Genomic DNA, 24,088 nt, shown 5'->3' with positions numbered 1-24,088 from the left:
CGGATGCTTCGGCTCAGTTGTTCTGGAAGCCGACGAGCAGTCCGCCGGTGAGGCGCACGCTCAGGTTGTAGAGCAGCGCGCCGATCGCACCGAGGATGGTGCCGATCACCGCGTTGAGCAGACCGACCACGATCGCGAACGTCGCGACCTGGCCGAGACCGAACTGGTTGGCGATCTGGAAGCTCGGGTCGCCGAGGATGTCCTGGAACAGCCCGTCGATGGTGCCGAAGATCCCGGTCGAGAAGAGCACCACCCAGATCAGGATGGAAGCCACGATCAGGACGACCGCGAGGCAGATCCAGACCAGGAACGACAGCTTCACGGCGGACCAGAAGTCGATGTAGACCAGACGGAGTCGGACCTGCTTGCTCGGGGCCTGACGCTCAGTCTTGCGCTGAAGACGTGCTGCGACGCTCATTCCTCGATCTGATCCTTTCCGGTGTCCCCGACCTCAATGCTCGGAGTCTCGACGGCTTCGGCATCGGACTCGCCTTCGACGGCGATGGCGGCGAGGTTTCGCTCGCTGTTGCGGGCAACAGCGATGATGCGATCATCGTCGGCAAAGCGGGCGAACACGACCCCCATGGTGTCCCGACCCTTGGGCGGGACCTCGGCCACGGCAGAGCGTACCACCTTGCCACTGGCAAGAACCACGAGAACCTCGTCGGTCTCATCGACGATGAGCGCACCCGCCAGGCGGCCCCGATCGTCGCTCAGTTTTGCGACCTTGATGCCGAGTCCGCCGCGTCCCTGCGCGCGGTACTGGTCGACCGCGGTGCGCTTGGCGAAGCCGCCCTCGGTGACCACGAAGACGTAGCCGTCGTCGTTCGCGACCGAGGCCGAGAGCAGCTCGTCGCCGTCGCGGAACTTCATGCCGATGACGCCCGAGGTGGAGCGGCCCATCGAGCGCAGGCTCGCCTCGGTCGCCTGGAATCGCAGCGACATCCCCTGGCGCGAGACGAGCAGCAGCTCGTCATCGTCGTTGACGAGCATCGCCGAGACGAGCTCGTCGTTCTCGCGCAGGTTGATCGCGATGATGCCGCCGGTGCGGTTGGTGTCGTACTCGGTGAGCGCGGTCTTCTTGGTGAGACCGCCGCGCGTCGCCAGCACCAGGTACTGGGCGACCCCGTAGTCGCGGATGTCGAGCACCTGGGCGATCTCTTCGTCCGGCTGCAGGGCGAGAAGGTTCGCGACGTGCTGGCCCTTCGCGTCGCGGCCGGCCTCCTGCACCTCGTAGGCCTTGGCGCGATAGACGCGACCGGTGTTCGTGAAGAACAGCAGCCAGTGGTGCGTGGTGGTGACGAAGAAGTGCTCGACGACATCGTCGGCACGCAACTGCGCGCCCTTGACCCCACGGCCGCCGCGGTGCTGCGAGCGGTAGTTGTCGCTGCGCGTGCGCTTGATGTAGCCGCCGCGCGTGATGGTGACCACCATCTCCTCTTCGGGGATGAGGTCTTCGACGCTCATGTCGCCGTCGAAGCCGAACATGATCTCGGTGCGGCGGTCGTCGCCGTACTTGTCGACGATCTCGGTGAGCTCCTCGGTGACGATCGCGCGCTGGCGACCCACGTCGGCGAGGATCGCCTTGTACTCGGCGATCTCGCGCTCGAGGTCGGCGAGCCGATCCTGGATCTTCTTGCGCTCGAGCGCCGCGAGGCGGCGCAGCTGCAGCGCGAGGATCGCATCGGCCTGCAGCTCGTCGATCGAGAGCAGCTTGATGAGTCCCTGGCGGGCCTCGTCAACATCGGGCGAGCGGCGGATGAGGGCGATGACCTCGTCGAGCGCGTCGAGCGCCTTGACGTAGCCGCGCTGGATGTGGGCATCCGCCTCGGCCTTGTCGAGCCGGAACTGGGTGCGCCGGACGATGACCTCGATCTGGTGCTCGATCCAGAGCGTGATGAAGCCGTCGATCGAGAGGGTGCGCGGCACGCCGTCGACGATCGCGAGCATGTTGGCGCCGAAGTTCTCCTGCAGCTGGGTGTGCTTGTAGAGGTTGTTCAGCACGACCTTCGCGACGGCGTCCTTCTTCAGGACGATCACCAGACGCTGGCCGGTGCGGCCCGAGGTCTCGTCGCGGATGTCGGCGATGCCCGAGAGCTTGCCCTCCTTGACGAGGTCGGCGATCTTGATCGCCAGGTTGTCGGGGTTCACCTGGTACGGCAGCTCGGTGACGACGAGGCAGGTGCGACCCTGCAGCTCCTCGACCGTGATGACCGCGCGCATCGTGATCGATCCGCGGCCGGTGCGGTAGGCATCCTGGATGCCCTTGACGCCGAGGATCTGCGCGCCGGTCGGGAAGTCGGGGCCCTTCACCCGGGCGATGATCGCCTCGAGCAGCTCCTCCTGCGTGGCGTCGGGGTGCTCCAGAGCCCAAAGGGCGGCCGAGGCGACCTCGCGCAGGTTGTGCGGCGGGATGTTGGTCGCCATGCCGACCGCGATGCCGACCGAGCCGTTGACCAGCAGGTTCGGGAAGCGGCTGGGGAGCACGACCGGCTCCTGGGTTCGACCGTCGTAGTTGTCCTGCAGATCGACGGTGTTCTCGTCGATGTCGCGGACCATCTCCATGGCCAGCGGGGCCATCTTGGTCTCGGTGTATCGGTGGGCGGCCGCGCCGTCGTTGCCGGGCGAGCCGAAGTTGCCCTGGCCGAGCGCGAGCGGGTAGCGCAGCGACCACGGCTGCACCAGTCGCACGAGCGCGTCGTACACCGAGGAATCACCGTGCGGGTGGAACTGGCCCATCACGTCGCCGATGATGCGGGTGCACTTGGAGAACGCGCGATCGGGACGGTAGCCGCCGTCGTACATCGCGTAGATCACGCGGCGGTGCACCGGCTTGAGGCCGTCGCGCACGTCGGGGAGCGCACGACCGATGATGACGCTCATCGCGTAGTCGAGGTAGCTCCGCTGCATCTCGAGCTGGATGTCGACCTGGCGGATCTTGTCGTGATCGTTCACGTCGGGCGCACCGCCCTCCGGGCCGCCGGGGGTGGTGATGTCAGATGTCAAGGAAACGCACGTCCTTCGCGTTCTTCTGGATGAACTGGCGGCGCGATTCGACGTCGTCACCCATCAGGGTGGAGAAGACGCTGTCGGCGATCGCCGCATCGTCGAGGGTCACCTGCAGGAGGGTGCGGCTGACCGGGTTCATCGTGGTCTCCCACAGCTCCTGGTGGTTCATCTCGCCGAGACCCTTGTAGCGCTGCACCCCGTTCTCCTTCGGGATCCGCTTGCCGTTCGCGACTCCCTCCTTGATGAGAGCGTCGCGCTCGGCGTCCGAGAACACGTAGTCGTGCTCCGCGTTCGTCCACTTGATCCGGTACAGCGGCGGCTGCGCCAGGTAGACGTAGCCCATCTCGATGAGCGGACGCATGTAGCGGAAGAGCAGGGTGAGCAGCAGGGTCGTGATGTGCTGACCGTCGACGTCGGCATCGGCCATCAGCACGACCTTGTGATACCGCGCCTTGGCGCCGTCGAACTCCTCGCCGATGCCGGTGCCGAACGCGGTGATCATCGCCTGGATCTCGGCGTTGCCGAGCGCGCGGTCCAGCCGCGCCTTCTCGACGTTGAGGATCTTGCCGCGCAGCGGCAGGATCGCCTGCGTCTCGGGGTTGCGCCCCTGCACCGCGGATCCGCCGGCCGAGTCGCCCTCGACGATGAAGATCTCGCTCTCCTGCGGGTTGCGGCTGGAGCAGTCCTTGAGCTTGCCGGGCATGCCGCCGCCCTCGAGCAGGCCCTTGCGGCGGGTCTGCTCGCGCGCCTTGCGCGCGGCGATGCGCGCTGTCGCGGCCTGGATCGCCTTGCGAATCACGTCGCGGGCCTGATTCGGGTTGCGATCGAACCAGTCATTGAGCTGATCGCCGACCACGCGCTGCACGAAGGACTTGGCCTCGGTGTTGCCGAGCTTCGTCTTGGTCTGGCCCTCGAACTGCGGCTCGCCGAGCTTGATCGAGATGACGGCGGTGAGGCCCTCTCGCACGTCGTCGCCGGAGAGGTTCTCGTCCTTCTCCTTGAGGATGCCCTTCTCGCGCGCGTACTTGTTGACGAGCGTGGTGAGTGCGGCGCGGAATCCCTCTTCGTGGGTTCCGCCCTCGTGCGTGTTGATCGTGTTGGCGTAGGTGTGCACCGACTCGGAGTAGGCGTTCGTCCACTGCATCGCGACCTCGAGCGCGATCCGGCGCTCGGTGTCCTCCGACTCGAAGCTGATGATCTCGGGGTGGATCACCTCGGTCTTCTTCGCGGAGTTCAGGTACTCGACGTAGTCGACCAGTCCCTGCTCGTAGAGGAACACGTCGTGGCGCGGCTCCTCGCCCTCCTCGATCGGGCGCTCATCGGCGAGCGTGATCGTGAGGCCCTTGTTGAGGAAGGCCATCTGCTGGAAGCGGGTGCGCAGCGTGTCGTAGTCGAACTCGACGGTCTCGAAGATGTCGGAGTTCGGCCAGAAGGTGATGGTGGTTCCGGTGCCGTCGGCGTCGCCGGCGTTGGCGAGCGGCGCATCCGGAACACCGTCGTGGTAGCGCTGGGTCCAGAGCGAGCCCTGGCGGCGAACCGCGACTTCGAGCTTGTGCGAGAGCGCGTTGACGACGGAACTGCCGACGCCGTGCAGACCGCCGGAGACGGCGTAGCCGCCGCCGCCGAACTTTCCGCCGGCGTGCAGGATGGTGAGCACGACCTCGACCGTCGACTTCTTCTCGATCGGGTGCTCGTCGACGGGGATGCCTCGGCCGTTGTCGATGACGCGCACGGCGCCGTCGGCGAGGATCGTGACCTCGATGCGATCGCAGTGCCCGGCGAGTGCCTCATCGACGGAGTTGTCGACGATCTCGTAGACGAGGTGGTGGAGACCGCGCGGACCGGTCGAGCCGATATACATGCCGGGTCGCTTGCGGACCGCCTCGAGTCCTTCGAGGACCTGGATCTGATTCGCGCCGTAGCTGTCGTCGCCGGGCGCAGGGGTAGCGGGTGGTGTCATGAAAAGGGCTTGCTCCTGCCGGATCGACGCCGCCGCCATGAAGGTCGAACGGACCCTCCGATTCTACCCCAGCGGGGGTATCGGCGAGGGGCGAAACGGCGATCTGGGGCCTTTTCTGGCGCCCTGTGACCAGATTTGCCTTCCTAACCGTAGGTATCGCGTGGACCGCGCCCTGGGATTGCTCTGGGGCCACGTTTCCAGGAGGGGGCGTCCGGCCCCAGAAACCGGATGGACTCGATCTCGGCCGCGGGGTAGCGCTCGGCGATGCGCGTCGTGATCGTCGACCGCATCGTCCGAAGTGCTGCGCCCACGCCGTCGAATCGCACCGAACCGTCAGCACGCCCTCCTCGACGCCGATCGGCTCGGAGTGCGCCGCGGTGTCCTCGCCGACCAACTCGGACCAGTCGGCCACCAGTTCGGCGCGCGCGATCGGCGACTCCCAGCCGAGCGAGACGGTGAGTCGTCCGAGCACATCGCCGATGCCGTGCGGATCGCGGCCGGTGCCGTAGGGCACGCTCGCCCCATCCTCGGCGGCGCGGCTTCTCCGGCGCGCGTCGCGACTGCGCATTCCGGGGGCGCCGAACACGGTGCGCAGTCGGCGGTAGACCCCGAGGTGCTCGGGCACCGGCTCGCTCCGTGCGTCGGGCGCATCGGATGGGGTCGCCGGGGGCGGGGTCGGCTCGGTCATTCGGCTGCTCCCGGTTCGACGACGCGGCCGGCATGGATCCGGATCGTCGTTCCGCGGAGCTCCTTGGGAACATCGTTCTCCACGGCGGCGGTGATGAGAACCTGCTCGAAGCCGGTGATCGCGGCCGACAGGCTGGCCCGCCGGCGCTCGTCCAGTTCGGCGAAGACGTCGTCGAGGATCAGCACCGGATCACCGAGCGGCGCGTCGGCGCGCAGCACCTCCGCCGAGGCGAGCTTCAGCGACAGGGCGAACGACCATGACTCGCCGTGACTGGCATAGCCGCGCGCCGGAAGTCCGTTGAGGGTGAGCACGAGATCGTCGCGGTGCGGTCCGACGAGCGTGATTCCGCGATCGAGCTCGGCGCGGCGCTGAGCCGCGAGGGTCGCGCGGAAACTCTCGGCCGCGCTCACCGGGGTGAGACCGGCGCCGCCGTCGAGCACATCGGCGCTCGCCTCGTCGTCGGGTTGGGATCCCAGGATGCTGAGTCGCGCCGAGAGATCGGCTCGATGCTCGGCGCCGGCGATCCGCTCGTACGCATCCCGCACGGGTTCGCGCAGCCGCTCGATGAGGTCACGCCGGCCGATCACGATCTCCACGCCGAGCTGCACGAGTCGCTCGTCCCAGACGTCGAGGGTGGTGAGCTTCTCGGCCGGGGTGCGCGCGGCACGTGCCGACTTCAGCAGGGTGTTGCGCTGACGCAGCACCCGGTCGTAGTCGGAGAGGATCCCCGCGAAGCGGGGCGATTTCTGCACCAGCAGTTCATCGAGGAAGCGGCGCCGCCCGGAGGGCTCGCCCCGGACCAGGGCGAGATCCTCGGGAGCGAAGACCACCGTGGCGACGTAGCGCGGAAGCTCGCGCGGCTTGATCGGTCCCCGATTGACCTGCGCGCGATTGGCGCCGACCCGGTTCAGCTGCACCTCGACGAGCACATTCCGATCGCCATGCTCAAGTCGAGCTCGCACGATCGCCGAGTCGCGGCCGAATCGGATGAGCGCCTGATCGCGGGAGACTCGGTGCGATCCGAGCGTGCTGAGGTAGGCGAGGGCCTCGACCAGGTTGGTCTTGCCCTGGCCGTTGATGCCGACGATCAGATTGGGGCCCGCGTCGAAGCCGACCTCCGCGGTCTCGTAGTTGCGGAAGTCGGTGAGGCCGAGATGAGTAACCCTCACTGAACCGTCTCGCCTTCCGAATGCGGGGGCAAGCGGGAACTACCGAAGCAGCAGGTTCGGCTGCAGCAGGTAGCGGTAGTTGTCGGAGCCCGGCGCATCCTTCGAGGACTGACTCGTCAGAAGAACCGGCCCGGGCTTGTTCGGGTTGTCGGTCTTCGTGAACGAGATCCGCACGAACTCGGAGTGCACGGCGCCCAGACCATCCAGCAGGAACGAGGGCTTCAGCGACACGACCGTGTCGTCGCCGACCAGGTGGGCATCGATCGTCTCGGATGCCTGCGCCTGCTCGGATCCGGTCGCCTCGAGTGTGACCCCGTCGATCGAGAAGCTGAAGCGCAGAGCAGCTTCGCGCTCGAGAACGAGCGAGACACGGCGCGTGGCTTCGACCAGTTCGGCGGTGTTCACGACCGCGTAGTTCTCGACCGTCTCGGGGAAGAGCCGCTTCACCGGCGGGAAGTTGCCCTTGATGAGCAGCGAGGTGACGGTGCGCTTGTCGGCCGTGAAGGCGATGAGTTCCCGATCGTCGTTGTGCACGATCGAGACGCCGATGGTGCCCGAGTGTCCGAAGGTCTTGCCGATCTCGGACAGGGTGCGCGCCGGCACCAGAGCGGTCGCGCCCTCCGCGGAGTTGGTGCCCGAGTCCCAGTCGATCTCGCGCACCGCGACGCGGTAGCGGTCGGTCGCCACGAAGGACAGCTTGTTGTCGCCGACCTCGAGTTGCACACCCGTGATGACCGGGGTCACATCGTCGCGCGAGGCGGCAACGGCAACCTGCGAGACAGCGTCGGCGAAGTCCTCAGCCGGGAGCACTCCGGTGCGGTCGTCGATCTGCGGCAGGCTCGGGTACTCCTCGACGGGCATGCTCAGCAGCGTGAACTTGGCCGAACCGCAGCTCACCGCGATGCGTCCGTCGTCGTAGGAGAAGTTGACCGGAGCGTTCGGAAGCCGGCTCGCGATGTCGGCGAGGAGTCGGCCGGAGACCAGGGCGACACCCGGCTCGTCGACCTCGGCGGGAATCTCGGTGCGGGAGGAGACCTCGTAGTCGAAGGACGACAGCACGAGAACGCCATCGCCGGCCTCGAGGAGCACGCCGCTCAGAATCGGCTGCGTGGTGCGCTGCGGCAGAAGCTTGACGGCGAACGACACGGCTTCGCTCAGGACGTCGCGATTGACGTGGAACTTCACACCGAACTCCTTGTACGTCGACTCGAGCTGACCCCCGCGCTCGGATGACCGCGAGGACAGGTGTCGGCCCGGACCGCCCATCCTGTCACGTCCGATCTTGACACAGGAAGAGGCTTCGTCGAATCGCTCGACTTCAGAGCCGAGCCGCGTCTCAAAGTTGTGGACGAGATCGGAATGGTTAAAGACAAATCACAGTGTTAACCGCTGTGGAAGATGTGGATAAGCCGGCTGCGGTCAACGAATGACAGGAAACTACATCAGTGTGAGATGTTGACGAGCGGTGGACAACATGTCATTCGGTCGTGGGGCGGCCGCGCTGAGGAAATTGTCATTCCACATCCCGCCCCCGAGTTGTCCCCACGAAGGCGGTCATTCGTCCCGATGTTATCCACAGGTTGTACACACACTGTGCAATCAGAGATGCGAGGCGAATCCGGGCGCGTCGCGGCTCAGCTGCGCGAGTAGCGCTGGTTCTGCTTGATGCGGCTGGTCAGCTCGGTGACCTGGTTGTAGATCGAGCGCCGCTCCTTCATGAGCTCGCTGATCTTCTTGTTCGCGTACATCACGGTGGTGTGATCGCGGTTGCCGAAGAGCTGGCCGATCTTGGGCAGCGACAGGCTCGTCAGCTCACGGCACAGATACATGGCGATCTGTCGCGCCGTCGCCACCGCCTGCGAGCGGCTCGATCCGTAGAGGTCGTCGACCGTGAGCTTGAAGTACTCGGCGGTGTGATTGATGATGTCGACCGGCGCGATGACGTTGTCCTCATCGAGCGTGATGATGTCCTTGAGCACCGTCTGCACCAGCTGCAAGTCGACGCGCGTGCGGTTGAGGCTGGCGAAGGCCGTGACGCGGATGAGCGTTCCCTCGAGCTCGCGGATGTTGCTCGAGACCTTTGTCGCCATGAACTCGAGGATCTCGTCCGGCACCTGCAGCTTCTCGCTCTGCGCCTTCTTCCGGAGAATCGCGATGCGCGTCTCGAGATCCGGCGCCTGCACGTCGGTGATGAGGCCCCACTCGAAGCGCGACCGCATCCGGTCCTCGAAACCGGTGAGGTGCTTCGGCGCGACATCGCTCGTGATGACGACCTGCTTGTTGTGATCGTGCAGCGTGTTGAAGGTGTGGAAGAACGCCTCCTGCGTCGAGTCCTTCCCCTGCAGGAACTGGATGTCGTCGATCAGCAGAATGTCGATCTCGCGATACCGCGACTGGAAGACGCTGGCTCGGTTGTTGGCGATCGAGTTGATGAAGTCGTTGGTGAACTCCTCGCTCGAGACGTACCGCACGCGGATTCCCGGATACAGGCTCTCGGCGTAGTGGCCGATGGCGTGCAGGAGGTGGGTCTTGCCGAGACCCGAGTCGCCGTAGATGAAGAGCGGGTTGTAGGCCTTGGCCGGCGCTTCGGCGACGGCGACCGCCGCCGCATGGGCGAAGCGGTTCGATCCGCCGATGACGAAGTTGTCGAAGTTGTACTTCGGGTTCAGCCGGGAATCCGAGCGCCGGTTGATGTCGGTGATCGGGGCGAGCGGCGGAGTGGGTCCCGTGCTGTCGTCGAACTCGGTCTCGGTGATCGTGTCGACATCGCCCAGCAGCTGGGTCGGACGGATCTCCGGGTTGACGACGATCGCGAAGTTCGTCAGCTCGGGTTCATCGTCCAGCTGCGCCAGGGCGTTGAGCAGGGGAACCCGGATGCGCTGCTCGAGCATGCCGCGGGTCAGCTCGTTCGGAACTTCCAGATAGAGGGTCCCGGCGAGCACGCCCTTCGGCTCCACCAGATTGAGGAACCCCTGCAGCTGCGGGGTCACGCGGTCGTCGCCGTTCAGCTGGGTCAGTACGGAGTTCCACAGCTCGTGGGTCTCGTCCGGCGTCTCGCTCATGATTCCTCTCGGTTCTGTCTGTCAGTTATACACAGGGTTATCCACTTGGTGGGAGGCTTGTGGACAGAACGATCGGCGGGGTATCGATGCTCCGGGGGGCGTCAGCGAGCCTAATCGCACCCGGCGCGTCGTGCGCCGGTGGCCGCGAATCGCATGCGAGTATGTCCGCTTTGCCCACTCAGGTTTGATTAAGCGGGGTTCAGGCCCTATTTTTAATCAGTTGCCGACGGCGCAGCGTTCCGCAATCAGCCGTCCCTGTTCTTACCCGGACCCCGGGTGTTGGAGATATCACCATGTCGAAGCGAACCTTCCAGCCGAACAACCGGCGTCGTGCCAAGGTGCACGGCTTCCGTCTCCGCATGCGCACGCGTGCGGGTCGCGCGATCCTCGCGGCACGTCGTCGCAAGGGCCGCACCGAGCTCTCCGCCTAGTTCTCTCGTGCTCGCGCGGGCGAATCGGGTGGTCCACGCGGTGGACTTCCGTCACGTCGTCCGCCGTGGTCGCCGATCCGCCACGCCCCACGCCGTCTACTACCGCGTGACGCGTGACTCCGGCGACCCGATGCGCTTCGGCTTCATCGTCTCCCGAGCCGTCGGTGATGCGGTGACCCGCAACCGGCTTCGACGTCGCTACCGTGCGCTCGCGCGCGAGCTCGTCGATGCGGGTGGTCGCGGCCAGGACGTCGTCGTCCGCGCGCTCCCGCCTGCCGCCGGACTGAGCTGGACGGAACTCGCGCACGAGGTCCGCGATGTTCTGGGGCCTCGCTCATGACTCCGGCCTCGATCGCGCGCGCCGTCTGGCTGGCGCCGCGCAATGCTGCGGTTCTGATCCTTCGCGGCTACCGCGCGGCAATCTCGCCGCTGTACGGTCAGGTCTGCCGCTATTACCCGAGCTGCTCGGCGTACGCGCTCGGTGCGATCCAGCAACATGGACTCATCAAGGGCGTGGCCCTGGGTTCGTGGCGGATCGCCCGCTGCCACCCGTGGGCCAAGGGCGGCATCGACGATGTCCCCGAGCCTCGTCACGGATTTCTGCACACCACCGAATTCGGCTTCGTCACCGAGACAAGCCACGGAAAGGGTTGAACCCGCACTATGCCTGACATCATCGGCACGATTCTCTGGCCCATCAAATGGGTCATCGAAGCGATCCTCGTTGCCTTCCACTGGGTGCTGAGCGCCGCCGGTCTCGACCCGGCCGCCGGCCTCACCTGGGTGCTCTCGATCGTGGGTCTGGTGCTCGTGGTTCGGGCCGCCCTGATCCCGCTCTTCGTGCGGCAGATCCACAGCCAGCGCAAGATGCTGGAGGTCGCACCCCAGCTCAAGAAGATCCAGGACAAGTACAAGGGCAAGCGCGACCAGTACTCGCGTGAGGCGATGCAGCGCGAGACCATGGCGCTCTACTCGAAGGCGGGCACCAACCCCTTCGCCTCGTGCCTCCCCCTGCTCGTTCAGATGCCGATCTTCTTCGGCCTGTTCTCGGTGCTCAACGAGGCGAACCAGAGCAAGGCCGGCGTCGGCCTGCTCAGCCAGGACCTCGCTGACCAGTTCGGCTCGGCGTCGCTGTTCGGCATCGCTCCGCTGCACGACAGCATCCAGAGCGCGCTTGCGGCCAGCCCGGTCGAGACCGTCGTCATCGTCATCGCCGTGGTGATGGTCGTCCTGATGACGGCGTCGCAGTTCATCACGCAACTGCAGATCATGTCGAAGAACCAGTCGCCGGAGATGAAGGAAAGCCCGATGTACCGGCAGCAGCGCATCCTGCTGTACCTGCTGCCGCTGGTCTTCGCGTTCTCCGGCTTCGCCTTCCCGATCGGCGTGATGTTCTACTGGCTGACGTCGAACATCTGGACCATGGTCCAGCAGTTCATCGTGATCCGGAACATGCCGATGCCCGGCAGTGAAGCGGCACTCGCCCGCGAGGCGCGTCTGGCGAAGAAGCGCCGCGCGAAGATGGGCGAGGACGCCGAAGAGCTGGCCGAGGAGACCGTCGAAGAGACCAAGGCGCGGATTCAGCGCCAGCAGCCCGTGAGCAAGAAGCGCGCGAAGAAGCAGAGTGGGAGCAAGCGCTCGTGACCGATATCGAAACCACCCCGATGAGCCCGGCCCCCGTTGCGGATGACGCCCCGAGCCAGGACCAGCTGGTGGAGGAGGGCGACGTCGCCGCGGACTACATCGAGGAGCTGCTCGACATCGCGGACCTCGACGGCGACATCGAGATCGACGCTCGCGCCGGTCGCGCGTACCTCTCCGTGACGGCGACGGACGAGTCGAACCTGCGGATGCTCTCGAACTCGGACGCGGTCAACGCGCTCCAGGAGCTCACGCGTCTCGCGGTGCAGAACCGCACGGGCCGCTTCTCGCGTCTGATCCTGGACGTCGGCGGTTCCCGTGATGCCCGTGCCGCGGAGCTTGCGCGCATCGTCGACCACGCCATCGAGCGCATCGAAGCCGGTGCCGCCTCGGCATCGCTGCCGCCGATGTCGAGCTACGAGCGCAAGCTCGTGCACGACCTCGTCGCCGGGCGCGGATTCGTCTCCGCCTCGGAGGGCGAGGGGCGCGACCGCCACACGGTGATCTCGCGCGGCTGATGTTTCACGTGAAACATTGCCCCGTGGTGAGTGCTCACCGTGGTTGATGTCGAGGTCGAGCCGGCCATCGCCGCCGCGATGTTCGGCGACCAGATTGAGCAGGCGCGCGCCTTCACGGCCGACCTCGGCGCGCGCGGCGAAGAACTGGGACTGATCGGTCCCCTCGAGCCGCCTCGGATCTGGACTCGTCACGTGCTCAACAGCGCCCTCGTGGCGCCGCTGATCGCCGAGGGCGCGCGCGTCGGCGACGTCGGCAGCGGCGGGGGACTCCCCGGCCTCGTGCTCGCGATCGCGCGCCCGGACGCGCACTTCACCCTCATCGAGCCGATGGAGCGCAGGACGGACTGGCTCTCCGAGCAGGTCGAGCGGCTGTCGCTCGCCAACGTCAACGTGCTCCGCGCCCGCGCCGACGAGGCCGGCGTCGAGGGCATCCTGGACCAGGTCACGGCTCGCGCCGTGTCGGCGCTCAGCAAGCTGATCCCGATGACCGCGCCGCTGCTGCGGCCCGGCGGCGAGCTGATTCTGCTCAAGGGTGAGCGGGTCGCGGCCGAGACGGAAGCCGCTCAGAAGGTCATCCGAAAGCACCGACTGCGGAACGTCGAGACTCTGGTTCTCGGCGAGGGGATGATCCCCGAGGTCACGCGGGTCTTTCGGGCTACAGTTGACTGATCTCGGCGCTCGAGCCGGCGTGACCGTCACGATGTTTCACGTGAAACATCACGCGTCACGGCCGAGAAGCCGGCGGAATGGCCACCACGCCGATCCCGCGACCGACCACCAATGCTGCGAGAAGGATTCACTGCGGTGACTGCCCACAACAACTACGACGAGACGCCGTTGGCCCGAGAGGTGGCCGAGCTCACTCGCCGCCGCATCGCTCTGGCCGAGGCGGTCCTGCCGCGCCCGACGCACACCCGCGTGTTCACCGTCGCCAACCAGAAGGGCGGCGTCGGCAAGACCACCTCGACGGTCAACCTCGCCGCGGCGCTCGCGCAGAGCGGCGCTCGCGTGCTGGTCATCGACCTCGACCCGCAGGGGAATGCGTCGACCGCGCTCGGCGTGGAGCACCGCTCCGACACCGCGAGCGTCTATGACGTGATGATCGACGACGTTCCGATGCGCGACGTCGTGCAGTCCAGCCCCGAGTTCGCGGGACTCGACTGCGTCCCCGCCACGATCCACCTGGCCGGGGCCGAGATCGAACTCGTCTCACTGGTGGCGCGCGAGCAGCGACTGCGGACCGCGCTGCAGAACTTCCTGCGCGAGGCCGAGGAGCCGTACCACTACGTCTTCATCGACTGCCCGCCCTCGCTCGGGCTGCTGACGCTCAACGCCTTCGTCGCCGCCCGCGAGGTGCTCATTCCGATCCAGTGCGAGTACTACGCGCTCGAGGGTCTCAGCCAGCTGCTCAACAACATCGAGCTGATCCAGAAGCACCTGAACCAGAAGCTGCGTCTCAGCACGATCCTCCTCACGATGTACGACTCGCGGACGAACCTGGCGAATCAGGTCGTGGATGAGGTGCGCGAGCACTTCCCCGATCAGACCCTCACGACCGTGATCCCGCGCTCGGTGCGCATCTCCGAGGCTCCCAGCTACGGGCAGAGCGTGATCAGCTACGACAGCAACTCTCCCGGCTCCCTCTCCTACCGTGAGGCGGCCGCGGAGATCGCTCGACGGGGTGCCGGTGGCGCCACGTTGAATGGGGGAGTCGCGACGACGGGTCCGACCGAGGTTTCGACGGCTCATGCAGGGGAGACGAACTGATGGCAGCACCCAAGCGCACGGGACTGGGACGCGGAATCGGCGCCCTCATTCCGACGAGCTCCGACGCGAGCGATCGGCCGGTCGACGTCTTCTTCGCCGGCGACGTCGAGGTGCCCGAGGAGGGCTTGGTCGCCGTCCCCGGCGCGCGCCTGGCGGAGCTCTCCCCCGATGACATCGTTCCCAACCCGCAGCAGCCGCGCACCGAGTTTCGCCAAGAGGAGCTCGACGAGCTCGTGGTCTCGGTGCGCGAGTTCGGCGTGCTGCAGCCCATCGTGGTCCGGCCCCGCCCCGGCGCCGGCATCGGCGAGGCGCAGTACGAGCTCATCATGGGCGAGCGCCGTCTGCGGGCGACGAAGATCGCCGGGCTCGACCGCATCCCCGCCATCGTCAAGAACACCGCCGACGACGCGATGCTGCGCGACGCGCTGCTGGAGAACCTGCACCGCGCCGAGCTGAATCCACTGGAAGAGGCGTCCGCCTACCAGCAGCTGCTCTCCGACTTCGGGATCACGCAGGAGCAGCTCGCCGAGCGCATCGGCCGCTCGCGTCCGCAGATCACGAACACGCTGCGCCTCCTCCGTCTGCCCGAGCCGGTGCAGCGCCGCGTGGCGGCCGGAGTGCTCAGTGCGGGCCACGCGCGGGCCATCCTCTCGACGGGGTCTCCCGATGAGATGGAGCGCCTCGCCGACAAGATCGTCAACGAGGACCTGTCGGTGCGCGCCGCCGAGGCCGCCGCGGGGACGTCGCCGACGGCGAAGGCGAAGAAGCTGAAGCCGACGGCGGGTCGCCGCCAAGGTCAGCTCGATGAGATCGCGGAGGCGCTCGGCGATCGGCTCGACACCCGGGTTCGCGTCGCGCTCGGCGCGAACAAGGGCACCGTGACGATCGAGTTCGCCACCGTCGCCGACCTCAACCGCATCCTCGGCGAGCTCGGGCAGCCCGGCTTCCAGTAGCGGGTGCGCCGCACGTCGAGCGCGGCGGCGCCCTCCTCCGCGGCGGCGCGCTCCCCGGCAGTGTCGTCGCCGGCGCCGCGTTACTCGGCGGCGGCCGCTTCGGCGAGCCGCGCGTAGACCCAGCCCAGATCGTGGCCGGCCGCCTCGAGCGACTGGGGGAGCAGCGACGTCTCGGTGAGCCCGGGAAGCACGTTCGCCTCCAGGAACCAGGGAGTCCCGGCGCCGTCGATGATCAGGTCGACCCGCGAGATGTGACGGAGGCCGAGGGCGCGGTGTGCCGTGAGCGCGGCGGCGGCTGCCCGTTCCGCGATCTCGTCCGAGATCCGCGCCGGGGTGTAGAACCGCGTCTCGCCGGCGTTGTACCGCGCCTCGAAGCTGTACACGCCCGAGAGCGGCTCGATCTCGACCGCGGGCAGGGCCACCGGTCCGTCGCCGGTGTCGATGATGCTGACGGCGATCTCGGTGCCGGTGATGCGCTGCTCGACGAGCGCGACCTCGCCGTAGGTGTACGCGTTGACCATCGCGCGCGGAAGTCCCGCGGCATCGGCCACGAGCGTAACGCCCTGCGCCGAGCCGCCCTGGGCGGGCTTCACGACCAGGGGACCGGTGAGCTCGTCGCTGATGGTCGCGAACACCGCGTCGGCCCCGAGCTCGCGGAACACGTCGCGCGGCAGCGTGATCGAGCGGGGCGTCGACACGCCGGCGCGGGCGACGAGCGTCTTGGCGGTGGGCTTGTCCCAGGCGAGGCGGGCGGCCTCGGCGCGGGAGCCGACGAACGGCACGCCGATGAACTCAAGCAGTCCGCGCAGCGCGCCATCCTCGCCGGAGGCGCCGTGCAGCGCCGGCCAGACGACGTCGGGGCGCTCGTCGCGCAGCCACGGAAGCAGGGAGGCGTCCGGATCGCGCAGCTCGACCTTGAGTCCGTGGTGCTGCAGGCTGTCGGCGACCCGACGGCCGGAGCGGAGCGAGACGTCGCGCTCGTGTGAGATGCCGCCCGCGAGAACCACGATGCGGAGCTTCGATACGGTCATGATCCCTCAGCCGACGTTCGGGGGGAGCACGCCCTGGCGCTCCTCGGTCTGGATGCTCAGCGGTCCGGTCTGGGCGAACTCGTTCAGCAGCGACAGCTCGCCGTTGATGACGGTGGCCAGGCGCCGCACGCCTTCGCGGATGAACTCCGGCGTCGGGTAGCAGAACGACAGCCGCATCGCGTTGCGGCCGCCCCCGTCGGCGAAGAACGCGGTGCCCGGGGTGTAGGCGACGAGCTCCTTCACCGCGCGCGGCAGCATCGCCTTCGAATCGAGGTGGCTCGGCATGGTGAGCCAAACGTAGAAGCCGCCGTTGGGGACCGTCCAGTGCAGGCCGGGCAGGTGCTCGGTGAGCGCCGTGAGCATGGCGTCGCGCCGCTCCTTGTAGCTGGAGCGGAACACATTGATCTGACCGCGCCAGTCGGCGCTGGCGAGGTACTCGGAGATGACGATCTGCGCGAACGAGCTCGGCGAGAGCACGGCCGCCTCGTTGGCAAGAATGAGTTTCTCTCGAATAGCGTGCGGAGCCAGAGCCCACCCGACGCGCAGACCCGGCGCGAGGGTCTTCGAGAAGGTGCCGAGGTAGACCACGCCGTCCTCTTCGAGCGAGCGCATCGCGTGCGGCGGCGCCTGATCGAAGTAGAGCAGACCGTAGGGGTTGTCCTCGATGACGAGGATGTCGTTCGCGCGCGCGATCTCGAGCACCTCCATCCGGCGCTGCCAGCTGAGGGTCACCCCCATCGGGTTCTGGAACGACGGAATCGTGTAGAGGAACTTCAGGCGCTTGCCCGCGCGCTTCAGGTTCGCGATCGTCTCGCGCAGCGACTCCGGGATGAGCCCGTGCTCGTCCATCGCCACGTGGGCGACCTCCGCCTGGAACGAGCGGAAGACCACCATCGCGGTCACGTAGCTCGGCCCCTCGGCGATCACGACGTCGCCGGGATCCAGGAACAGCTTCGAGACCAACTCCAGCGCGTGCTGCGAGCCCGTGGTGACCACGACGTCGTTGACGCTGGCGTGGATGCCCTCGAGCGACATCACGTCGAGGATCTGCTCCCGCAGTCGAGGCGTTCCCTGACCGGAGCCGTACTGCAGGGCGACGGCGCCCTGGTCGCGCACCGTGCGCATCACCGCGGTCTCGACGAGCTCCTGCGGGAGCGCCGAGACGTTCGGCATGCCGCCCGCGAGCGAGACCACCTCGGGCCGGCTCGCGACGGCGAACAGAGCTCGGACCTCGGACACGCTAAGGCCCGCGGTGCGGGCGGCATAGTGCGAGTACCAGGGATCGAGGTTCGTTCCCGGGTTCGGCGGGGTCGCGGCGGTCATGTGAGGTCCGTTCGTCGGAATGACATCAAGGGTAGCCCGAGCGCAGCAGTGGCCCCGTCCCCCCGAGGGGGGAGCGGGGCCACCGGCGTCGAACTGGCCTAGGCCAGGAAGTCGGCCAGATCCGCCTCGAGCGCCGGCTTCGGCTTGGCGCCGACGATGCGCTTCTTGATCTCGCCGCCCTGGAAGACGTACATCGCCGGAATCGAGGTGATCCCGTACTTCATCGCCGTCTCCGGGTTGTCGTCGACGTTGAGCTTGACGATGTCGATCTTGTCGGCGTGCTCCTCGGCGATCTTGTCGAGGATCGGCGAGACGGCGCGACACGGGCCGCACCACTCGGCCCAGAAGTCGACCATGATCGGCTTCTCGGACGCGAGCACGTCGCTCTCGAAGGTGGCGTCGGTGACGTTCTTGGCAGACATTGCTGACCTACTTTCTTGACGGTGCGCCCGTCAGGCGGGCTGGGTTTCGGTGCTGGGGCTCACGCGCGTGACGGCGTCGGCATCCGCCAGGGCCGCGAGGTAGTGCTCGGCGTCGAGCGCCGCGACGACCCCCGAGCCCGCGGCGGTCGCCGCCTGCTTGTAGGTCGGGTCGACCACATCGCCCGCGGCGAACACGCCCGGCAGGCTGGTCTTCGAGCTGCGTCCCTCGACGGCGATCGTGCCCTCGGGGGCCAGTTCGAGCTGGTCGTGGACGAGATGCGTGCGCGGGTCGGCGCCGATCGCCACGAACAGGCCGGTCACGTCGAGCGTCGTCTCGGTGCCGTCCTCGGTGTTCGTCAGGCCGATGCCGGAGACCTTGGCGTCGCCGTAGATGCTGGTGATCTCGTTGTTCCAGATGACCTCGATCTTCGGGTCGGCGAACGCGCGCTGCTGCATCGCGGCGGAGGCGCGGAAGGCGTCGCGACGGTGGATCAGGTACACCTTGTCGGCGAAGCGGCTGAGGAACGTCGCCTCCTCGAGCGCCGAGTCGCCGCCGCCGACGACGGCCACGTTCTGCTTCTTGAAGAACGCACCGTCGCACGTGGCGCACCACGAGACGCCGAAGCCGGAGAGACGCTCCTCGTCGGGGAGGCCGAGCTTGCGGTAGGCCGAACCGGTCGCGTAGATCACGGCGCGGGCCTCGTGCACGCTGCCGTCGCCGAGGTGCACGCGCTTCACGTCGCCCTCGAGCTCCAGCTTCGTGACGTCGTCGTAGACGATCTCGGTTCCGAAGCGCTCCGCCTGCTGCTGCATCCGCACCATCAGGTCGGGGCCCATGATGCCCTCCGGGAAGCCCGGGAAGTTGTCGACCTCGGTGGTCTTCATCAGCTCACCGCCGAACTCGACCGAGCTGGCAATGAGCAGCGGTTCGAGGTTCGCGCGAGCCGCATAGATGGCGGCCGTGTAGCCGGCGGGACCGGAACCGACGATGATGACCTGACGCATGGGGCGTACTCCTTTGGGGCGGAACACTCAGTTCAACCCATCCTAGGTTCGCGGCATTCCCGGAGCGGGAACGGCGGGCTAGGAGCGGGTGCCCAATCGGCGGCCCACGAGACCGCGGACCTGGCGGGCGAGTTTGCGCACCTCGGGAAGCCCGATCGCGGCGAGCACGCCGACGTACACCGCGAGACTTCCGGTGCCGACCGCCGCCACCGCGACGATCGCCGTCAGCGGCCCGGCGAGAGCGAACCCGGAGCCCGCGGCCAGGAGCGTCGGCCCGCCGAACTCGACACCGCCGAGCAGCCAGAGCACGAGCAGTCCGGCGCCGAAGGCGGGCAGCGCCGCGAACGCGAACGCCGCGAAGCGCCGCACGACGCGGGCCCCGCCGCGGGAGGCGCCCGGCACCGCGAGGCGGCGACGCAGCACGAGCGCGGCGATGACGGCCTGGATGCCGCCCACGACCGAGGTCACGGCGGCGATCCCCGCCGCGACCCACTCGCCCGGGCTGAGCACCGCGATCAGGCTCGCCCCGGCGACGAACAGCACCGACTGGATGCTCTGGATCAGGAACGGCGTGCGCGTGTCGCCGAGCGCGTAGAAGGCGCGGTGCACGAGATAGATCGCGCTGAACGACCCCAGGCCGAGCAGGTAGGCCATCAGCACGAACGCGGTGCTGTTGAGCTCGCCCGGATCTCCGGAGAACAGCCGAAGGAACGGCAGGGCGGCGGCCGCCAGCGCCGTCCCCGCACCGACCGTCAGCAGCACCACGGTGCGCAGCGACGTCGACAGGTCGGCGCGCACGGCGGCGAGGTTGCCGTCGCGCACGTGACCGCTCATCCGCGTGAAGTAGGGCGTCGCGATCGAGACCGTGATCAGCGAGTGCGGCAGCACGAAGATCGCCCACGTGACGCGCAGCGCGTTGACGGAGGCATCCGACTCCCCGGCGGTGAGCGCCAGGTTGACCTGGACGATCCCGGCGAGCTGGTTGATGACGATCATGCCGAACGCCCAGCCCGCCGCGCGGCCGGCGGTGCCGAGGCCGACACCGCGCCAGCGGAAGTCGGGTCGGTAGCGCAGCCCGGAGCGGTGCCAGAAGACCATCAGGATCACGGCCTGCGAGATCACGCCGAGCGTCGCCCCGCCCGCCAGCAGAATGATCTCGGCGGTGCTCCAGCCCGCCGGATCGTCGTGGGTCGGCGCGACGCCGAACAGCGCGGCGAACAGCAGCAGACCGGCGATCGCGACGACGTTGTTGATGACCGGCGCCCAGGCGTAGGGACCGAACACGCCGCGGGCGTTGAGCACCTCGCTCAGCAGGCTGTAGAGCGCGTAGAAGAAGATCTGCGGCAGACACCAGTAGGCGAGCACCACCGCGAGGGCGGTTCCCGAGGAGTCGAGCGCGTCGTCGGCGAAGGTGTAGACCCCGACCAGCAGCGGGGCCCCGAGCGTCGCCAGCACCGTCACGGCGAGGAACACGACGATGCCGAGCGTGACGAGGCGGTTGATGAAGCGCTGACCGCCGTCGCTGTGCAGGCCCGCCTTCACGATCTGCGGCACCAGCACCGCCGAGAGGAACCCGCCGGCGATGAGCAGCAGGATGTTGTTCGGCAGCGTGTTGGCGATCGCGAAGGCGTTCGCGCTCGCGTTGTTCAGGCCGATCGTCCAGGCCAGCACGGCGGCGCTCACGAAGCCGAGGATGCGCGACACGGTCGTTCCGGCGGCCAGAAGCAGGCTCGCGCGTCGAACGTTCGCGGGCCGCGCGGGCAGCGCGTTCGGCTCAGTCATCCGGAGCGGTCTCGTCGTCGGCCGTCGAGTCTGAGGCGCGCGCCTGGCGACGGCGACGAAGGATGTTGTGGATGATACCCGCGCCGAACACCACGGCGAGCCCGATCAGGATGATCGTGCCGACGGTCTCCCACTGCGCCTGCAGGTCGACCTGGATCACGCGATCGGTGCCGACGGGGAGGCCGCCCGCGCCCCGCAGCTGCACCAGCACCGACACCTGGCCGTTCGTCACGGCCTCCGCCGGGAGGTACACGGTGTGCGAGGAGCCCGGCTCGATGGTCACCTCGACCGGTCCGCCCGTCAGGCGCAGCAGCGGACGCAGCGGACGGCCCGAGACGGTCACCGTCACGGCGACGTCGAGCGCGTTGCTCACCGACACCGGGAGGCCCGTGCTGTTGCTGAGGATCAGCAGGTCGCTGCCTTCCGCGATCTGAACCGCGGCCAGGATGCTCTCCGCCTCCTCGATCGCCGCGTCGGCGGCGACGGTGATGCCGACACGGTCCTCGACCGCGCCGGCCGCGAACGCGCTCAGCAGGTCGAGGCGGTGCTCGGCGCGGAAGGCCTCGGGTTCGGCGACGATCTCCGCGAAGCGAGACACGGCGGCCTCGGCCGTCACGAGCTCGTCGAACGCGGTGAGCGCCGCGTCGCCGAGCGGCTCCGTCGTCAGCGCCCCCGTGCTCGGTGCGGTCTGCATCGCCGTCGAGATCCCGACGACATCGACGTCGGCCCGGGCCTCAAGCTCATCCAGGAGCGAGGCGAGCCGGGTGGTTCCGGTGTTCTCGTCGCGGGAGGCGGTGACAACCAGCGGCCCGACCGAAGCGGCGAGCCTGTCGTCGAGCGCGGAGAGGAACGCCTCGCGGGAGGTGGTTCCGCTGGCGGAGAAGGGGCCGATCTCGACCGCCTCGAGCAGATCGTCCAGATCCGAGTTCGAGGCCAGCACGCTGACGCCGCCGATGCTGAGATGCGATGCGGCCGCGTCGTCGACGGAGGCGGAGTCGAGCAGGACCGTGGCGGCCCCGGCGGCGTCGAGGGCGGCCAGTCCGGTGCTGGTGAGGTTGCCGCGCGCCGGCCATTCGAGTCTGTCGATGCCGAGAGGCCAGAAGGTGAGCTGCTCATCGCTCGGCGGCAGCGCGGGCTCCGGCTCGGGGGTCTCCGTGGGCGCGGGGGAGACGGTCGGCGTCGCCGACGGCTCCGGGGTGGTCTCCGCGGGCGGCTCCGGGATCTCGTCGAAGCGCGCGGCGTCGACGGCGAACTGGAAGCTCAGCGGGGCCGCCAGCTCCAGAGCGTCGACGGCCGCGAATCCGGAGACGTCGGCGTCGGCGTAGCGCAGCAGGAAGCTGTCATTCGGCAGCGACTCGAGGCGAGCAAGCCACGCCGCCGCGGTGTCCGGAACGGCCGAGCCGAGCAGCCGGATCGAGACCAGGATGCGCGGGTCGATCGCGAGCGTCGCGCCGGTGCCGTCGACGGCGTCCAGCCGCGCGGTCAGCACTCCGTCGGGCGCGGTGTACTCCTCCAGGAGCGAGGCGCTGAGCAGCGTGGGCGCCTCGGCCGGGACGGTCAGCGGGACGACCAGCACGAGCTCGGAGGTTCCCGCCGCTGGCGCAAGGGAGGCGGTGTCCGCCGCGACGGCGGCGGTCGCCGTGAGCGGCGCCGCCAGGAGGGCGACGAGGGCCGCGAAGACGGCGGAGCGGCGGCCGAGCGAAGCGGTCCACGGCACAGAAGTCCCCCCTGTGACGTTCGAGCCCGGCATGAGGCGAGTTTAGACCGCGCGCGGCGGGCGCCGACTCCGCCGCACGCCGTGGCCTCAGTAGACTCAGTGCTCATGGAGAGCGTCGCGGGGGCACTGGCGCGCCTGCGGGAGCTGGCCTCGCAGCCGACCCTGGTGACGCTCGCGGATCGGTTCTCGGCCGCTGGCCATGAGCTGTCGCTTGTCGGCGGTCCGATCCGGGATGCGTTCCTCGGCCGCCCGGTCACCGACCTCGACCTGACGACGGGCGCCACACCCGACCAGATCCTCGCGATCGTCGCGCCGGTCGCGGACGCGCACTGGGACATCGGACGGGCCTTCGGCACCATCGGCGCGCGGATCGACGGACACACCGTTGAAATCACCACGTACCGCAGCGACGACTACAACGGGTCCAGCCGCAAGCCCGAGGTCGCCTTCGGCGACACCCTCGAGCACGACCTGGTGCGGCGCGACTTCACCGTCAACTCAATGGCGCTGCGGCTGCCGGGAGCGAACGGCGAGCCCGTGCTCGTGGACCCGACCGGCGGCGTCGACGACCTGCTCGCCAAGCGCCTGCGCACCCCGAGCGCACCCGAGGTGTCGTTCGGCGATGACCCGCTGCGCATGATGCGCGGCGCCCGTTTCGCGGCGCAGCTCGGATTCGAGCTCGACGCCGAGGTGCTTCGCGCGGCCCAGGGAATGGCGGAGCGCATCGCGATCGTGTCGGCCGAGCGGGTCGGCGACGAGCTGAGCAAGCTGATGCTCGCCCGCGACCCCGTGGCGGGCATCCGGGTGCTGGTCGACTCGGGCGTCGCCGCCTACGTCCTTCCGGAGATCCCCGCCCTGCGACTCGAGATCGACGAGCACGCGCACCACAAGGACGTCTACGAGCACTCCCTGACGGCGCTCGAGCGCGCCATTCAGCTGGAGCACGATCGCGGCCACCAGCCGGACCTGATCCTGCGGCTGGCCGTGCTGCTGCACGACATCGGCAAGCCGGCGACCCGCAAGATCGAGCCGAACGGCGCGGTGACCTTTCACCACCACGATGTTCTGGGCGCCAAGCTGGCGGCGAAGCGCCTGCGCGAGCTGCGCTTCGACAAGCAGCTCATCCAGTCGGTCGCCGAGCTCGTGCGTCTGCACCTGCGCTTCTTCGGCTACGCCGAAGGCGTGTGGACGGATTCGGCGGTGCGGCGGTACGTGCGCGACGCCGGCGACCTGCTGGAGCGCCTGCACATCCTGTCGCGGGCGGACGTCACCACGCGCAACCGCCGGAAGGCGCACCGGCTCGCGACGGCGTACGACGATCTGGAGGCGCGGATCGCCGAGCTGTCGGTCCAGGAGGAGCTCGCCGCGATCCGTCCCGATCTGGACGGCCAGCAGATCATGCAGCTTCTCGGAGTCCGGCCGGGGCCGGTCGTCGGCGAGGCGTACCGGTTCCTGATGGAGCTGCGACTCGAGGAGGGCGCGCTCGGCGAGGCCGAGGCGGAGGCCCGGCTGCGACGCTGGTGGGCCGAACGCGGTTGAGCCGCGGCGCGCGAGCGTCTACACTACGAAGGTTGCCCTGACGCCTCGTGGCGTCGTGGGCCGATGCACAC

The 24,088-nt window shown here is 68.3% G+C and carries 22 protein-coding genes; 9 read left to right on the top strand and 13 right to left on the bottom strand.

What is annotated here, in order from left to right:
- Window positions 1-13: 13 nt before the first annotated feature.
- The 7 genes from AC0L6Y_RS12295 to dnaA form a co-directional block, all read right to left on the bottom strand.
- Complete coding sequence (locus AC0L6Y_RS12295; RefSeq protein ID WP_473552934.1) at window positions 14-418, bottom strand: DUF3566 domain-containing protein; 405 nt, start codon at window positions 416-418, stop codon at window positions 14-16.
- Window positions 415-3,006 carry a DNA gyrase subunit A gene (gene gyrA, locus AC0L6Y_RS12290; protein WP_473552929.1) on the bottom strand — a complete coding sequence of 864 codons (2,592 nt, stop codon included), beginning with the start codon at window positions 3,004-3,006 and terminating at the stop codon, window positions 415-417. Before gyrA ends, AC0L6Y_RS12295 begins: the two co-directional genes overlap by 4 nt.
- Window positions 2,996-4,915, bottom strand: a complete 1,920-nt coding sequence (gene gyrB / locus AC0L6Y_RS12285) for a DNA topoisomerase (ATP-hydrolyzing) subunit B (RefSeq protein WP_473558521.1) — start codon at window positions 4,913-4,915, stop codon at window positions 2,996-2,998. Before gyrB ends, gyrA begins: the two co-directional genes overlap by 11 nt.
- Complete coding sequence (locus AC0L6Y_RS12280; protein WP_473558515.1) at window positions 4,797-5,537, bottom strand: DciA family protein; 741 nt, start codon at window positions 5,535-5,537, stop codon at window positions 4,797-4,799. The genes gyrB and AC0L6Y_RS12280 overlap by 119 nt, the downstream gene beginning before the upstream one ends.
- 116 nt (window positions 5,538-5,653) lie before the next feature.
- Entirely contained in the window at window positions 5,654-6,826 is a 1,173-nt protein-coding gene (gene recF, locus AC0L6Y_RS12275; protein ID WP_473552925.1) for a DNA replication/repair protein RecF, read from the bottom strand.
- Between the two features lie 39 nt (window positions 6,827-6,865).
- Window positions 6,866-8,011, bottom strand: coding sequence for a DNA polymerase III subunit beta (dnaN, locus tag AC0L6Y_RS12270; protein WP_473552920.1), 1,146 nt, complete (start codon window positions 8,009-8,011; stop codon window positions 6,866-6,868).
- A gap of 449 nt (window positions 8,012-8,460) precedes the next feature.
- Window positions 8,461-9,888: a chromosomal replication initiator protein DnaA gene (gene dnaA, locus AC0L6Y_RS12265; RefSeq protein WP_473552914.1), complete on the bottom strand. Its 1,428-nt coding sequence runs from the start codon at window positions 9,886-9,888 to the stop codon at window positions 8,461-8,463.
- Window positions 9,889-10,181: 293 nt separating this feature from the next.
- Between dnaA and rpmH the strand changes: the two genes are divergently transcribed.
- The 8 genes from rpmH (at window position 10,182) to AC0L6Y_RS12225 (ending at window position 15,198) form a co-directional block, all read left to right on the top strand.
- Window positions 10,182-10,319, top strand: a complete 138-nt coding sequence (gene rpmH / locus AC0L6Y_RS12260) for a 50S ribosomal protein L34 (protein WP_022881903.1) — start codon at window positions 10,182-10,184, stop codon at window positions 10,317-10,319.
- 28 nt (window positions 10,320-10,347) lie between these two features.
- Window positions 10,348-10,659 carry a ribonuclease P protein component gene (rnpA, locus tag AC0L6Y_RS12255; protein WP_473552908.1) on the top strand — a complete coding sequence of 104 codons (312 nt, stop codon included), beginning with the start codon at window positions 10,348-10,350 and terminating at the stop codon, window positions 10,657-10,659.
- Complete coding sequence (gene yidD / locus AC0L6Y_RS12250) at window positions 10,656-10,973, top strand: membrane protein insertion efficiency factor YidD (RefSeq protein WP_473552904.1); 318 nt, start codon at window positions 10,656-10,658, stop codon at window positions 10,971-10,973. The genes rnpA and yidD overlap by 4 nt, the downstream gene beginning before the upstream one ends.
- A 9-nt stretch (window positions 10,974-10,982) precedes the next feature.
- Window positions 10,983-11,963: a membrane protein insertase YidC gene (gene yidC / locus AC0L6Y_RS12245; RefSeq protein WP_473552899.1), complete on the top strand. Its 981-nt coding sequence runs from the start codon at window positions 10,983-10,985 to the stop codon at window positions 11,961-11,963.
- Window positions 11,964-11,983: 20 nt separating this feature from the next.
- Window positions 11,984-12,478, top strand: coding sequence for a Jag family protein (locus AC0L6Y_RS12240; protein ID WP_473558509.1), 495 nt, complete (start codon window positions 11,984-11,986; stop codon window positions 12,476-12,478).
- A 78-nt stretch (window positions 12,479-12,556) separates the two neighbouring features.
- Window positions 12,557-13,147 (top strand): 16S rRNA (guanine(527)-N(7))-methyltransferase RsmG, encoded by a 591-nt coding sequence (gene rsmG, locus AC0L6Y_RS12235; RefSeq protein ID WP_473558504.1) that lies wholly within the window; start codon window positions 12,557-12,559, stop codon window positions 13,145-13,147.
- Window positions 13,148-13,282: 135 nt separating this feature from the next.
- Window positions 13,283-14,245, top strand: coding sequence for a ParA family protein (locus AC0L6Y_RS12230; RefSeq protein ID WP_473552895.1), 963 nt, complete (start codon window positions 13,283-13,285; stop codon window positions 14,243-14,245).
- Entirely contained in the window at window positions 14,245-15,198 is a 954-nt protein-coding gene (locus AC0L6Y_RS12225; RefSeq protein ID WP_473552890.1) for a ParB/RepB/Spo0J family partition protein, read from the top strand. Before AC0L6Y_RS12230 ends, AC0L6Y_RS12225 begins: the two co-directional genes overlap by 1 nt.
- An 80-nt stretch (window positions 15,199-15,278) precedes the next feature.
- On the opposite strand, the gene AC0L6Y_RS12220 is transcribed toward AC0L6Y_RS12225, so the two are convergent.
- From AC0L6Y_RS12220 to AC0L6Y_RS12195, 6 genes are all read right to left on the bottom strand, one after another.
- Window positions 15,279-16,229 (bottom strand): D-alanine--D-alanine ligase family protein, encoded by a 951-nt coding sequence (locus tag AC0L6Y_RS12220; protein ID WP_473552884.1) that lies wholly within the window; start codon window positions 16,227-16,229, stop codon window positions 15,279-15,281.
- 6 nt (window positions 16,230-16,235) lie between these two features.
- Complete coding sequence (locus AC0L6Y_RS12215; protein WP_473552881.1) at window positions 16,236-17,552, bottom strand: aminotransferase-like domain-containing protein; 1,317 nt, start codon at window positions 17,550-17,552, stop codon at window positions 16,236-16,238.
- A gap of 98 nt (window positions 17,553-17,650) precedes the next feature.
- Complete coding sequence (trxA, locus tag AC0L6Y_RS12210) at window positions 17,651-17,974, bottom strand: thioredoxin (protein ID WP_473552877.1); 324 nt, start codon at window positions 17,972-17,974, stop codon at window positions 17,651-17,653.
- Window positions 17,975-18,004: 30 nt separating this feature from the next.
- Window positions 18,005-18,979: a thioredoxin-disulfide reductase gene (gene trxB, locus AC0L6Y_RS12205; RefSeq protein WP_473552870.1), complete on the bottom strand. Its 975-nt coding sequence runs from the start codon at window positions 18,977-18,979 to the stop codon at window positions 18,005-18,007.
- 78 nt (window positions 18,980-19,057) lie between these two features.
- On the bottom strand, window positions 19,058-20,761 hold the full coding sequence (murJ, locus tag AC0L6Y_RS12200) for a murein biosynthesis integral membrane protein MurJ (protein ID WP_473552864.1): 1,704 nt from the start codon (window positions 20,759-20,761) through the stop codon (window positions 19,058-19,060).
- Complete coding sequence (locus tag AC0L6Y_RS12195) at window positions 20,754-22,478, bottom strand: DUF6049 family protein (RefSeq protein ID WP_473552858.1); 1,725 nt, start codon at window positions 22,476-22,478, stop codon at window positions 20,754-20,756. The genes murJ and AC0L6Y_RS12195 overlap by 8 nt, the downstream gene beginning before the upstream one ends.
- Window positions 22,479-22,583: 105 nt before the next feature.
- Here AC0L6Y_RS12195 and AC0L6Y_RS12190 point away from each other — a divergent pair, with 105 nt between their 5' ends.
- Window positions 22,584-24,017: a CCA tRNA nucleotidyltransferase gene (locus AC0L6Y_RS12190; RefSeq protein ID WP_473552854.1), complete on the top strand. Its 1,434-nt coding sequence runs from the start codon at window positions 22,584-22,586 to the stop codon at window positions 24,015-24,017.
- Window positions 24,018-24,088: the final 71 nt, after the last annotated feature.

It is taken from the genome of Pseudolysinimonas sp. 10J20-29, assembly GCF_055809595.1.
The sequence above is the reverse complement of the archived record's forward strand: the minus strand, read 5'-3'. Positions and strand labels throughout refer to the sequence as shown.